The 13,959-nt window shown below is 52.2% G+C and carries 7 protein-coding genes; 4 read left to right on the forward strand and 3 right to left on the reverse strand.

Going from position 1 to position 13,959, the window contains the following annotated elements; all coding sequences use genetic code 11:
• The first annotated feature begins 631 nt into the window (after positions 1–631).
• Positions 632–1,828, forward strand: a complete 1,197-nt coding sequence (locus tag EOJ37_RS02370; RefSeq protein ID WP_206194007.1) for a M20 metallopeptidase family protein — start codon at positions 632–634, stop codon at positions 1,826–1,828.
• Positions 1,829–1,903: 75 nt separating this feature from the next.
• Here the strand turns inward: EOJ37_RS02370 and tilS are convergent, their stop codons facing one another.
• From tilS to barA, 3 genes are all read right to left on the reverse strand, one after another.
• Entirely contained in the window at positions 1,904–3,253 is a 1,350-nt protein-coding gene (gene tilS / locus EOJ37_RS02375) for a tRNA lysidine(34) synthetase TilS (RefSeq protein WP_127957334.1), read from the reverse strand.
• A 183-nt stretch (positions 3,254–3,436) separates the two neighbouring features.
• Complete coding sequence (locus tag EOJ37_RS02380) at positions 3,437–6,469, reverse strand: autotransporter domain-containing protein (RefSeq protein WP_127957337.1); 3,033 nt, start codon at positions 6,467–6,469, stop codon at positions 3,437–3,439.
• A 248-nt stretch (positions 6,470–6,717) separates the two neighbouring features.
• The gene (barA, locus tag EOJ37_RS02385) at positions 6,718–9,456 is read right to left on the reverse strand and encodes a two-component sensor histidine kinase BarA (RefSeq protein ID WP_127957340.1); all 2,739 of its coding nucleotides are present in this window, start codon (positions 9,454–9,456) and stop codon (positions 6,718–6,720) included.
• A gap of 62 nt (positions 9,457–9,518) precedes the next feature.
• Here barA and rlmD point away from each other — a divergent pair, with 62 nt between their 5' ends.
• Genes rlmD through mazG form a run of 3 tightly spaced genes read left to right on the forward strand, consistent with a single transcriptional unit; the run spans position 9,519 to position 13,915 of the window.
• Complete coding sequence (gene rlmD / locus EOJ37_RS02390) at positions 9,519–10,847, forward strand: 23S rRNA (uracil(1939)-C(5))-methyltransferase RlmD (RefSeq protein WP_127957343.1); 1,329 nt, start codon at positions 9,519–9,521, stop codon at positions 10,845–10,847.
• Positions 10,848–10,856: 9 nt separating this feature from the next.
• Positions 10,857–13,091, forward strand: coding sequence for a GTP diphosphokinase (gene relA, locus EOJ37_RS02395; RefSeq protein WP_127957346.1), 2,235 nt, complete (start codon positions 10,857–10,859; stop codon positions 13,089–13,091).
• Positions 13,092–13,117: 26 nt separating this feature from the next.
• Complete coding sequence (mazG, locus tag EOJ37_RS02400) at positions 13,118–13,915, forward strand: nucleoside triphosphate pyrophosphohydrolase (protein WP_127957349.1); 798 nt, start codon at positions 13,118–13,120, stop codon at positions 13,913–13,915.
• The last annotated feature ends 44 nt before the right edge of the window (positions 13,916–13,959 follow it).

Consider the following 13,959-nt stretch of genomic DNA (forward strand, 5'->3'; position numbering starts at 1 on the left):
CATGTTTCAATACCAAATCCATTCTTGGTATTAATATATAACAACTCATCGTTGAAGATCTGCGATTTATCGGTCATCCCGTTGGCTGCACCTGAACAATCATAGTCAAGTTTGAGCGACGGTACCTTGGCACAACTCCCCGCATGAGCCATGCCACTCAAGCAACTTAAAACCACACTACTCAGCAGGCTACGATGTAGCAGCTTCCCTTTGAAATAATTACATTTTTTTCTTGTATTCAACTTTAACATCAACATTCACCTCAACCATTATGAAAACCCACCGGGTTACCAAAAGTAACCGGGCACTCCATTTCATTAAATATGTTACATTATATGTACGTCGCAATGAACAAAAGCGTAAGACTTTCTTATCACTTTTTTATTTAGAAATAGTGAATAAAACTATAAAGTTTTATAAGGATGATAAGCAAAACCGCGAGAAACCGCCGAATCGGCCTTTAAGTGCGCTTTAATCCGCATTGAGTCAGTTGTCACGCTATCGAATTGATTAAGGAATATGATTATCAACACTTAACTTTATTCGACGGATCTAAACTGGTTGCAAACATCTACATAAATTGTTTTGATGTATTTTCCACCAATACCACACCGACTACCCAGATCGCATGATGAAAACACCAGATTGGAACAACATCGAGAAAAGGCTGATTGGCTGGCGACGAGATCTGCATCGTCACCCAGAAGCCTCACACCAAGAGCATTGGACTACCCGCTACCTGGCTGAACAGTTGGCAACATTGACAGGTATTGAGATCACCACACCGGCAGCAACAGGCGTGGTTGCTTACCTACGTGGTATACAGCCTGGGCCAACAATTGTATTTCGCGCCGATATTGATGCCGTGCCAGTAACCGAACAGAACCGTTGTGATTTCAGCTCACAGCAGCCTGGTTTGATGCACGCCTGTGGGCATGATGCACACAGCGCCATGCTGCTGGCAGCAGCAGCGCTACTCTCGCAATACCGCCAACATCTTCATGGTGAAGTGATTTTTATCTTCCAGCGTGGTGAAGAGCTCTCGCCAGGTGGTGCAAAAGAGTTAGTAGATTCTGGTTGCCTAGAGCGCGCGCAAATGTTTTTTGCCTTACATCTACAACCCAACTTACCCTGTGGGGTGATCGAAGTTAAACCTGGCATCGCTACCGCCAATCGTGACACATTTCATATTAAGATTAGTGGCCAAGGCGGGCACAGCTCGATGCCACATCTGGCTATCGACCCGCTAGTCACCTCGGCGGCTGTCGTCAGCGCACTGCAATGCATCGTGGCACGTGAAATTGATCCACGCGACAGCGCTGTTATTTCGCTCTGTAGTCTACAGTGCGGTGACGGCAGCACAGCCCGTCTACCCGACAGTGCGCAACTGTGTGGCACCACACGCAGCTTCACACCACAAGTACGCCAGCAGATACGTGCTGCTATGCAACGCGTCTGCTGTGCCACCGCTGAAGCACACCGATGTCGAGCGGAAATTCATTTTGAACCATGGGATTACAGTGCAATCGACAATGATCAGCAACTTTGCCAGTTGGCAGCGCGTGCTGCTCGTAACGCACTGGGTGATCACGCCTTTCGAGTCGCAACGCAACCAATGTCTGTTGGTGAGGATTTTTCTGAATATCAGCATATCGCGCCAGTCTGTTTTGCTTGGCTAGGCGCAGCACACCCGCACGCGGAAAATCATGCGCTACATAGCGCCTGTTTTTCGCCCAATGAGCAGGCGCTGATTGCAGGTGTTCGTTACTACCTCAGCCTGGCGATCGAAAGCGGAAATCTGACCACGGCAATAGCGTGGACTGGTTGATCACCGATTGCACTCAGCATGATTGGCGCTGCGCGCTGGCGTACCACTTGCTAGCATACAACAGCGAACAGATTGTTAGCCGGTGAATACCGGAACAGGGCTGGATTGTGTCGGTGCTTCTCTACACCACTGCAAACACAAACTCGGTTGTCCAAGCTGCGGTTGTCCCGCCTCAGTAATAAAGTGATCAACCGCAGCGATTAACTGCTGGTTGTAATAGATCAACGGGATGCGCTTGCGCAACCAAGGAGCAACGGCCAACTCCTGCCACAGCTTCTTTATTGGTCGTGAACCCGCACGGCCAACAACACGCACCCGCCCTGCCGCGCTAAAGCGGACTGTTACCTGCTCATCTGCGTGCGGCGCACGCAGTACACACGGCCCTTCCCCCGTTTGCAAACTGCCTAAACCGTCCGGCAGTAACAACCGAGTCTCACCGTGCCAAAGCAGGCAGTGTTGACTTAAATCAGCCATCGGTGGCAACAGATACAGGCGTTGCTGAAAACGGCGCACCTGATAACCTGACAACTGTAACACCGGTTCCGCATCCGGTTTACTGAGCGCTACCTGTTGCCATAACTGATGCAACCCGTCCCGACTAGGCAATGGCAGCGCACTACTGGCAATCCAGCGACGCAACAGCGCAGCGCGCTTGGCCGCAGAACAGCAACTCAATCCTTCAATCGAGATCGCATTATTGTGATCAGTTAACTCAGCCAACGGCTCAGCCAGCAGTTCATCAAGCAACTGCTCTTGCTCTGCGCACAAGCTGGCACTGCGTGCCACAGCCTGTGCGAAATGAGGCCAACGCTGACTCAGCAACGGCACTACATCACGTCGCAGGAAATTACGATCAAAACGGGTATCCTGGTTACTCTCATCCTCGATCCAGCGCAGCGCGTGCTGCTGAGCATAGCGTTCAAGCTGCTGGCGCGAAATAGCCAACAGTGGGCGCAATAAACGATGCTGACCCGATTGACCTTGTGCCAACATCGCACCTAATCCGGCAGGCCCACTACCGCGCTTCAGAGCCAGCAACAGAGTTTCACATTGATCATCGAGATGATGTGCGGTTAACAGTGCTTCATGCACTTGCAGTGTCTGGCGGAAGGCGCGATAACGCGCCTGACGGGCTGCTGCCTCGATCCCAGCCTGGGTACTGTCCAACTGAACATAGTGTACCCGTAGCGGGATCTGCCAGTGGTCACACTGCTGCTGGCAGTGTGCTACCCACTGATCGGCAAAGCGACTTAAACCATGATGCACATGCACCGCACGTAACTGAATATCCGGCTGCTGCTGGCGTAAACGCCACAGCGCATCCAACAATACGGTGGAATCCAGCCCGCCACTAAAACCGACCAGCAGTTGGCGTTGTTCGCCCAGTTGTTCGGCAAGCTGTATCAAAAAGGGATCTGTTCTCATCGCTAGGTCAATCAGGGGTTGCTCTGCCCGCCAGTATCACTCGGCAACAGCAGCAGAGCAAGGTTATCGCTATGTTCGCGACCTTAAAATCGGGGAGCAACGCTCGGCCAACCACCGACGGATAGCCTGTTCTGTTCAAGCTAACCGCTTTCGCTCAACGCCGACGCTGCAATCCCTCTGCCACTAAAAGCGCCAGTTAAAGCCAGCCTGAATACGATTGTCCTGATGATTTTTCGACAGCGATCCCGCGTAATCCAACGAAAACGCACTGCGATCACTCAACGCCCATTCGCCAGCCAGTTTCACCAGCGCCGCATGTCGTGAGGCAGCGACACTGTTCACCACCAGCTCAGCCGCGCTATCTTGGAACATTAACCCGCTGGCACGATCAAGTGGATGGTACTGATAGCGCCAAGCCAACTCGGCGTGCAGTGACAACGCCGCTAGCTGCGCACTACCGCGCACACCCAACGTAGAACTGGTTGCCTGCATATGCTGCTTGCTGCTATGCAGCGCAGCAGCATTGCCCTGTGCTGCAATCACGCTTTGCTCAGCGATCGGATTGGTGCTGACATTGCTATAAGCCAGATTGAAAAATGGCTCTAGCGTTAACGCGCCATCAATACGGTAACCGAACTCGGCAAAAAGTTGCTGCATGGTCGCGTTATATTTGGCATTCAGGCTGGCTGCCTGCGAACCGTAATGCAGTTGCCTTTCGCTATCAATACGTTGCCAACTGTAACTACTACCACCACGTAGTACCCAATCACCAAACCATTTAGCGCCGTACAAGCCAAGGTGATAGTTATCACTGTCAGCGTGTGCCGAGTTAGCACCATTTAACGCCGTGCGCGTGTAACCGAAGCTGATACCCGACTGCCAATCGTCTCCCTCAAGCGGCTCGATACCGACCAGCACACCATCATGCGAAGCCTGATAACCACCGGCATCACTGTTACCTAGCGCGCGATCCCTGGCGGTTAATAGCTGTGCCCAAGCAGGCTGTGAGTTGTGCTGACGCGTGGCATCAGGGCGCTGACGCAAGCGGGCAGTGAAGTTTTCACGCAGGTACTGTGCGCTATTGAGCTGCGCTGACGCGATATCGGCATGGATCTGGCCAGATAACTGACGGTAGGCTTCTTGTGCCTGCTGTTCAGTGGCACTGGAGAGCAGACTTTCATAGACCGGATCTCCGGCTGCCAGTTGTGCAATCGCGTCCGCCACAGCGCGCTGATTACGCCCCTGTGCAACATCGGTAAACTGAGTGTTACTGCGCTGCAACTGCAACAACACCTGATCAGGCTGGTAGATTAACTGGCCCGTCAAAAACAGGTAGTCACTCTGTAGTGCTGCAAACTGGCCACTGACCCCCTGCTCAGCACTGAGGATCCGGTGCTGCCCTAACAGAGTGCTACTTTCCGGCTGCGCCAGCAAATTGCCACGATCCGCTAACGTAAGCACCACATCACCGCCATTTAACAGCGCACGCTTGCTACTGATCTGATCACTACTGCCATCGGCACCTATCGCAACCTGATAGCGCGCGCCATCGGCAAAAGAGAGCGTGCCTTTGACCTGTAGTGCAGCGCCGGGAATACCTGGCATTACCGTGCCACCGTTCTGCACCGTTAACGCGCCCACCGTGCCACTGCCGCCGAGCGTAGCACCATTTTGTACGCTGACATTGGAATTGCCATGATAACCATTGACCAACAAGGCCCCCGCTTCGACTGTGGTTGAACCCGAGAAGCTGTTATTGCCAGTCAACTCAAGCACGCCACTGCCCTGCTTGATAAACTCACCACTGCCGGAGATATCGTTGCCCCAGCTATCGTAAGCACTAAAACCGCCTTGGCTGGCATCCATATTGACCGCCACCCGCCGGTTGAATGCACCATACCCATCTGCGGCGGCATAGAGATTGAGCCGCGCCCAGCCAGATCCATCATCCAGCGCATGGCCTGATTCAATTTCTGTGGTCGCTAACACCTCTCGCCGCTGCTCGGCACTCAGATAAGGGAAACGACTAGCAATCAACACTTCCGCCCCTTCAGGAACTACGGGAGCCAAATCGGTTGGCCCGACCGGAGAGAGGCCATAAGTTAGCCGATAGAGATAGTCAGCCTTATTTTTTGCGGCTTCACTGGCACGCGCTTGGCGCTCTGCTGCGACACACTGCGCAATCGAAGTTTGGCACCCTTGCTGCAACAGCGCGCGCAGATCACTGCCTGCATCGGTGAGCAAGCGATTAAAATCACTACTGGTGGTCATCGGTTCGCCAAACAGGCTTGAGATATTTTGATCAATATAATCCGCTTGATTATTCAGGATCTGAGCCAATGCGTAAGTCGCCATAATGCGCGCACCGATCACATCCAGCGCATAATGCATACCAAGCGTGATACGGCTATTGCCATATTCTGAACCACGTAGCAGGAATTCTTGAAACAGCTCCGGCACCATCTGGGCAAACAGCAACGTGTTGGTAAAACCGAATGTTGAGTGGCCACTGGGGAACGCGGCATTGCTCTTTACCGTGGCGACAATCTCACTGGCTGAATCTGTTGGTCGACCAAAAAAATCAGCGCCATAAGTATGTGTAATACGATCGGGAGCCACCTGCACCGGACGAGAATTGCCGACACTGTTACGATCTTCTTCTTTCGGCGCATAAGCCTGATCATAGACGTTATAACTGCCACCCTCAGGCAAACTGATCCCCTGTGCCGGATTGGCGGGATCACCATTGATACTGCCATTGGCGTAGAAGTTTTTGGCAAAGCTGGAGTCAGCCATGGTTAACGCATTCACTTGCGATAACAGACGCTGAAAATTTTTCGAGAAGGTAGTTGCCGCGCCATTGCTGGCGTTAATACGGTTGTTGGCGGCAAAAATGTCGTACATCCGCTCACCCAAGGCATTCGCTACCAACAGCCCATTGTCCATCGAACCCACCAGCGCCAGGATGGTATTGTCAGCGATCGCCCTAGCGCGCTGTGCTGCCGATGCATTATTGTTGATAGCAATTGAGGTATTGAGATTTTGCTCTAATACTGCGCGTCCGGCCGCGCTGTTATTCAATTGGCTGAAGCCAGCCAGTAACTCGGTCGCGGTGATGCTTCTTGCTGCGACAGTGTTGCTTTCTGCCGCGCCTGCGCCTGTCGCAGCAAAACAGAGTGCACTGACCAGTGCCGACACGGTGATTCTGTTTAACATAATAATTAATCCTGATGGTGGCAAAAAGTTGCTTGCCAGATTAATTATCAGTTTTTAATGACATTTCTATGACGCTTTGAAGAAGGAAAAAAGACGCGCTGGCGTTGCCGGTGGCAAAAGCATCACCGACAACACTGACAACTGCAACATTCACCTACCCAGTCACCATCAGGCAGAACAAACGAGACCATTTGTTGCTTGGAGAACCTGTTACCAGCCGATCGCACTACTGTCATATCGATGGCCAGTCAGCGCACCTCAGATAGCCGAAATTTGGCCTCGGTGTTTAACAGTTCGATCTCATCCAGCAACTCCAGCCATTCCGGCTCCAATTCGTGCGCGTTGACACCCTGGCGTAGCTGCTGCTCAAGGTAAAAACAGAGCTGGCGTAACCGTGGCACGCCGCTATAGCTGCAACTGCCGTGTAACTTGTGGATCAAGGCCAGCATACCTTGATCAGTGCCGCCCTCCAGTAGCGCACTGACACGCTGGTTAACTTCGGGCAGGAAATCCAATAGCATCTGCAACAGTTCACGTGCCAAGTCTTCCTTATTAGCCGCCTGACGCAATGCCAGCGCCCAGTCAAGTGATAGTGAAGGTTCACTGGCATGAACTGCTTTCAGCGGTTCAACTTCGCTGGCATGAAAGCGTGCCAGCAAACGCGCTAACATCACTTCATCAATCGGCTTTGCCAAATAGTCGGCCATACCCAAGCTCAGTAACTGCTCGCGTTCACCAATCATCGCATGGGCCGTCACAGCAACAATCGGTGTTGAACGGTGATGAGGGATCTGATGGATCAATTCACTGGCTTGAATACCGTCGATATTCGGCATCTGAATATCCATCAAGATCATATCCACTTGATGATCGCGTGCCAGTGCAATCGCCTCTTCACCACTTTTACACAGCAGTGTCTGTTCTACCTGCTCTTCTAACAGCGCAGCGATCAGTTTTAGGTTGGCGGGATTATCATCAACCGCCATCACCGTGAGCGGTAAGCGTGCCGCCACTTTCTGCTCGGCTTGCCGCTGTCGGCTGTCCAGCGCCAGCAACGGGTAGAGGCGATGGCTGCTGATCGGCTTCGCCAGGCAACCGACTACCCCCAGTTTTTTCATCTTTTCAGCATCGATCGAGGATTGACTCGGCAGCGCCAGCAGCACTTGCTCAGCACTGGTAAGGTATTTCGCCAGCATCTGCTGCTGTGTCAGGTTCGCCTGATAACAGGTGGGGACACCAACCAACAAGAAGTCGTAGCCATTAGCCGGTAACTGTTCAAAGGTTGCCGCATGAGTCACTTGCAGATGGCTGTTACTCAGCATATCCAGTGTTGCCTGGGCGGCTGTCGGATTGGATTCAATATAGCCCAGTGTTTTACCACGCAACTCGGCAGGTAATTGTGGTGGTGCTTGCAGGCCTTCATTCAGATCGAGCGTAATTTGGAACCAGAATGTCGAACCACGATTTAACTGGCTGTGGAACGAGATATCGCCGCCCATCTCTTTAATCAGTTTCTGTGTGATCACTAACCCCAGCCCAGTACCACCATGACGGCGAGAGATGCTGGCATCCGCCTGCCGGAATGCTTGGAACAACTGTGACTGCTGGCGTTCTGAAATGCCAATACCCGTATCGTGGATCTGGATCTCCAATTCGACTTGATGTTCCAGTTGGCTGGCCAGTTCAATCCGGATATCGATATTGCCACTTTCGGTGAATTTAACCGCATTACCCAACAGGTTGGTGATCACCTGCTGCAAACGTAACGGATCACCAATCACCTGTTCCGGTACATCATTCTGCACTGCCAGCGTTAACTCCAGCCCTTTCTCATGCGCACTTGGCGCCAGCAGCACCACGACTTCATCCACCGTCTCACGCAGCGAGAATGGTATGTGCTCCAGTAGCAACTTACCTGCTTCCAGTTTCGAGAAATCAAGCACATCGTTAATGATGGCAAGTAGATTATTAGCCGATCGCTCAATGGTTTGCAGATAATCAGCTTGCGTAGCGTTCAGCTCGGTTTTTAACATTTGGCGGGTGAAACCGATCACGCCATTCAGGGGGGTGCGCAGCTCGTGCGACATATTGGCCAAAAATTCTGATTTGATGCGCGCCGCTTCCTGAGCGCGCTTTTTTGCCAGATCTAGCTCAACGTTCTGGATCTCCATCTGCTCCAGGGTTTCACGCAAATCTGACGTTGCCTGGTCGATATTCTGCTGTAACTCCTCATGGTAGGCAGTGAGTGACATTGCCATTGAGTTAATGCCATTCTTCAGCATATGCAGTTCACCCAGCATCTGCCCTTCAACCCGACTGTCGAGCTGACCGCGACGAATGCGATCCACGGTATCAACCATATTGCCCAACGGCAGTACCACATCGCGGATCAGGCGATAGGCAAACAGTACCGCAATGATCATGCAAAACAGCAGCAGTAGCGCAGCAACAAATACCTCTTGGTACTGCTGCAGACGCATCGATTTCAAATCGAGTTCAATCGCCACATAACCAATATTCTGGCTAAACTGCTCTCTGCCACTGGCTGTGCTGCTCTCGTTGAGTGGGCGGCTTTCAGACAGGATCGGTGTACGCAGGATCAGTGACTCGCCACGCCAAGTCAACATCAGTTCCGTTGGCATTGGCAGCCCTTTCGGTAGCTGTAACTGCTGGTAGTTGTAGTGGTAATTCGAGGTAACAAACAGATTATTGTTAACGTCAAAAACAGTGATCGCACGCAAAATATCCGAGTGACGGCGATGCAGCAGATTAACCAACTGCTTGACTGATTCACGGTTACTAAAGGTCATGCCATATTCACTGGCGGCAGCCAGCGGTTCAATAATACTGACGCCTGCCTCAATAAATTGCTCTTTCAGTTCATTGTAACGATGCACAATAAAAAAAGTGCTGAGCAGCAGACCGATCAACAGCGTCGGTATCAAAATCAGCAGCATCATACGTGCCCGCAAGCTATATTTGGTCATAAGGTTCCAATATGGGAGAATCTAACTCATTCAGGCAATGAATCAGAGCACAAAGCACAGATATGGCCCAATTCTACTCTGCAAAACGTCGTGTGACGACCCAATCAGCAGCACAAATTGTCACCGTCACCGTCACTGATCTGGATCCATTCGGTCATGGCGTGGCACATCACCAAGGCAAAACGCTGTTTGTCAGCGGTGTATTACCAGGGGAACAGGCAGAAGTTCAACTCACCGAAAACAGACGGCAATTTGCCAAAGCAAAACGGGTTCGGCTCATCAACCATAGCCCACAGCGTCGTCAGCCACGCTGCCCACATTTTGCCACCTGCGGAGGCTGCCAGCAGCAACATGCCAGTATCGAGCTACAACAGCAAAGCAAACTAGCTGCACTTAACCGATTGTTACTAAATCAAACAGCGCAACTTCCTCCCACCGAGGCAGTGATCAGTGGCCCCGCTTACGGTTATCGTCGACGGGCGCGGCTGGCATTACAGTGGCAAAATAAACAGCAGCGGTTACTGATCGGATTTCGTCAGGCAGAGTCTGCACAATTAGTGCCGTTGCAGCAGTGCCCAGTGCTGGTACCAGAATTAACACAGCTACTGGTGCCACTACAACAATGCCTAGCAAGCCTAACCGCAGCCAAACGTCTCGGCCATGTCGAATTGGTACAGGCGGACAATGGTACCATGCTGGTTCTGCGTCACCTTGATGCACTGCAATCAGTTGATCGGCAAACCCTGCTACGCTTTGCAGCACAACACGCATTGACTCTCTACCTGGCCGGTGACAGTGAACAGTTGGAGTTGCTACATGGTGAGCCACCCTACTACCTGTTAGACGGCATGCGGCTGGCGTTTGGTCCACGTGACTTCATTCAGGTCAATAGCACGGTCAATCAGCAGATGGTGGCGCAAGCACTGGAATGGCTGGCAATTACAGCCAGCGATCGTGTACTTGATCTGTTTTGTGGTATGGGTAACTTCTCGCTACCTCTGGCAAAACGGGCAAAAGAGGTGGTCGCTGTCGAGGGTGTTGCCACACTGGTGGCAAAGGGGCAATATAACGCGCAATACCATTCACTGAGCAATCTGTCATTCTTCCATGCCAATCTGGAAGAGGATCTCTCTCAGCAGCCGTGGGCAACGCAAGGTTTTGACAAGGTACTGCTCGATCCTGCGCGTGCCGGTGCCGCCGGAGTGATGCCACACATTGTCAAGCTGGCACCTCAGCGGGTGGTGTATGTTTCCTGTCACCCTGCAACATTAGCTCGCGACAGCAGCGTATTATTGGCGGCGGGTTATCGCCTGGCGGGCGTGCGGATGCTGGATATGTTCCCGCACACTGGGCACCTGGAATCAATGGCTCTGTTTACTCACGCGAAATAGGAAAATCTTATGGTTGCGGTAAGAAGTTCACATCTAAATACAGCTGGCGAATTTGCGCTTGATCACTGGATTGCCACACTCAATCTCCCCAATGCGCAATCCTGTGAGCGGCTAACCGCAGCCTGGCACTATTGTGAGCAGCAGACAGCCGGGCTACCTGATAGCGCTCAGCTATTGTGGCGAGGCCTGGAGATGGTGGAAATTCTGTCAACGCTCAGCATGGACAGCGACAGTATGTTGGCAGCAATGCTATTCCCACTGGTCGATGCGGAGATTGTCGCCGAACAGACACTGACTGAGCAGTTTGGTGCCGCGATTACAGCGCTGGTTCATGGTGTGCGCGATATGGCCGGCATTCGCCAGCTCAACGCAACCCATCACGGCTCCAATAGCTCTGAACAGGTAGACAATGTGCGCCGGATGCTACTGGCGATGGTGGAAGATTTCCGTTGTGTGGTGATCAAACTGGCGGAACGCGTCGCACACCTGCGCGAAGTGAAAGATGCTACCGAAGATGAACGGGTATTAACCGCCAAAGAGTGCTTTAACATCTATGCGCCACTGGCAAACCGTTTAGGCATCGGCCAACTTAAATGGGAACTGGAAGACTTCTGTTTTCGTTATCTGCATCCAGAAGAGTATCGGCGTATTGCCGAATTGCTGCATGAGCGACGTATTGATCGCGAACAGTTTATTGATGATTTCGTCGCTTTGCTGCGTCAGGCAATGGCGCAGGAAGGCATCAAGGCTGAAATCTACGGTCGCCCCAAGCATATCTACAGCATTTGGCGCAAGATGCAGAAAAAATCACTGGCGTTTGATGAGCTGTTTGATGTGCGCGCCGTGCGTGTGGTGGTAGAACGCTTGCAAGACTGCTACGCCGCGTTGGGCATTGTACATACCCAATTCCGTCACCTGCCTGATGAGTTTGACGACTACGTCGCCAACCCCAAACCGAACGGTTACCAGTCGATCCACACCGTGGTTTTCGGCCCACATGGTAAAACACTAGAAGTGCAGATCCGCACCCGGCAAATGCATGAAGATGCTGAGTTAGGCGTCGCTGCCCACTGGAAATATAAAGAGGGGGCAGTGGCTACGGCGCGCTCTGGTTATGAACAGCGCATCGCTTGGTTACGTAAACTGATCGCCTGGCAGGAAGAAATGGCCGATTCCGGTGAAGTGCTTGATGAAGTGCGTAGCCAAGTGTTTGACGATCGCGTCTATGTGTTTACCCCCAAAGGCGATGTGATCGACCTGCCTGCTGGCTCAACCCCGCTCGATTTTGCCTATCACATCCATAGCGATGTTGGTCACCGCTGCATTGGTGCCAAAATCGCGGGTCGAATTGTGCCTTTTACCTACCAGCTACAGATGGGTGATCAAGTCGAGATCATCACGCAGAAACAACCAAACCCCAGCCGCGATTGGCTCAACCCCAATTTGGGCTATATCACCAGTAGCCGTGGGCGCTCCAAAATCCATAACTGGTTCCGTAAACAGGATCGCGATAAGAATATTATTGCCGGTCGGCAGATGCTGGATAGCGAGTTGGAGCATCTTGGGATCAGCCTACGAGAAGCCGAAAAACTGCTGTTGCCACGCTACAACGTCCATTCACTCGATGAAGTTCTGGCTGGGATTGGTGTCGGTGATATCCGCCTCAATCAGATGATCAATTTTCTGCAGAGCAAGTTGCATAAACCGAGTGCAGAAGAGCAAGATCGCGCTGCACTGCGACAACTGACCCAACACAAAGGTGCCGGTGTGGCACCTCAGGGCAAGTCCGGTGGACGGGTGGTGATCGAGGGGGTCGGCAACCTGCTGCACCACATCGCACGCTGCTGCCAGCCAATTCCTGGCGATGACATTGTCGGTTTTATCACTCAAGGGCGCGGCATCTCGATCCACCGTTCTGATTGTGATCAACTGCTGGATCTGCAGACACATGCACCAGAACGCATTGTTGAAGCTGCCTGGAGCGAAAGCTACTCCAGTGGCTACGCCCTGGTGGTGCGGGTGATCGCCAATGATCGTAGTGGGTTACTGCGCGACATCACCACCATTCTCGCCAATGAAAAAGTGAATGTGCTCAGTGTCGCAAGCCGTAGCGACACGAAAAAACAGCTCGCCAGCATTGATATGGAGATTGAAATTTACAATCAGCAGGTGCTGGTGCGGGTTCTGGCCAAGCTCAATCAATTGCCTGATGTGATTGAGGCCAAACGGCTACACGCAAACTAAGCGCGATTTTTACCAGGGATCTCAACATGACTGACATAACACCACTGCAACACCTGCTCAATTTGATGAAAAAATTGCGTGACCCGCACACTGGTTGCCCATGGGATCGCCAACAAACCTTCAGCTCGCTAGCGCCCTATACATTGGAAGAGAGCTACGAGGTGCTTGATGCTATCCAGCGCCAAGATCATGCTGATCTACGTGATGAATTAGGTGACCTGCTGTTCCAGGTGGTGTTCTATGCTCAGTTAGGGCAAGAACAGGGGCTGTTTGATTTTGATCAGATCTGCCATGCCATCAGCGATAAACTCGAACGTCGCCACCCGCACGTGTTTGCCCATAAACAGCAACAGCAAGTGGCGCAAGTGTCAGCACGCTGGGAGCAACTGAAAGCAGATGAGCGGGCAGGCAAAGCATTGCACTCCAACTTGGATGATATCCCCGCCAGCTTACCGGCATTGATGAAAGCATACAAAATACAGAAGCGTTGTGCTGCGGTCGGCTTCGATTGGCAAACTGTCGAACCGGTGCTGGCTAAAGTCTACGAAGAACTGGATGAAGTGATCGATGAAACACGCCAGCCAACAGTAGACCAGCAAAAACTGGAAGAGGAGATCGGTGACTTGCTGTTTGCGGTAGTCAACCTTGCCCGTCACCTGGGTCATAAAGCAGAACAAGCACTACAAGTCGCCAACCGCAAATTTGATCGCCGCTTTCGCCAAGTTGAGCAATTGATGCAGCAACAGGGCCTGCCACTGGAAGCCGCCACACTGGAGCAGATGGAACAAGCCTGGCAGCAGGTCAAGTGCCTGGAGGCAAGGTAGCTTGTGTTGATAAACACCGCCATCGATAATTCTATGTCGTTGTT

Source organism: Serratia microhaemolytica (assembly GCF_004011885.1).
In the GTDB taxonomy this organism is placed as follows: Bacteria; Pseudomonadota; Gammaproteobacteria; order Enterobacterales; family Enterobacteriaceae; genus Serratia_G; species Serratia_G microhaemolytica.

Coding starts and splice junctions, on each gene's coding strand:
- EOJ37_RS02370 (WP_206194007.1), top strand. CDS start 632: ATGAAAACACCAGATTGGAACAACATCGAGAAAAGGCTGATTGGCTGG.
- tilS (WP_127957334.1), bottom strand. CDS start 3,253: ATGAGAACAGATCCCTTTTTGATACAGCTTGCCGAACAACTGGGCGAA.
- EOJ37_RS02380 (WP_127957337.1), bottom strand. CDS start 6,469: ATGTTAAACAGAATCACCGTGTCGGCACTGGTCAGTGCACTCTGTTTT.
- barA (WP_127957340.1), bottom strand. CDS start 9,456: ATGACCAAATATAGCTTGCGGGCACGTATGATGCTGCTGATTTTGATA.
- rlmD (WP_127957343.1), top strand. CDS start 9,519: ATGGCCCAATTCTACTCTGCAAAACGTCGTGTGACGACCCAATCAGCA.
- relA (WP_127957346.1), top strand. CDS start 10,857: ATGGTTGCGGTAAGAAGTTCACATCTAAATACAGCTGGCGAATTTGCG.
- mazG (WP_127957349.1), top strand. CDS start 13,118: ATGACTGACATAACACCACTGCAACACCTGCTCAATTTGATGAAAAAA.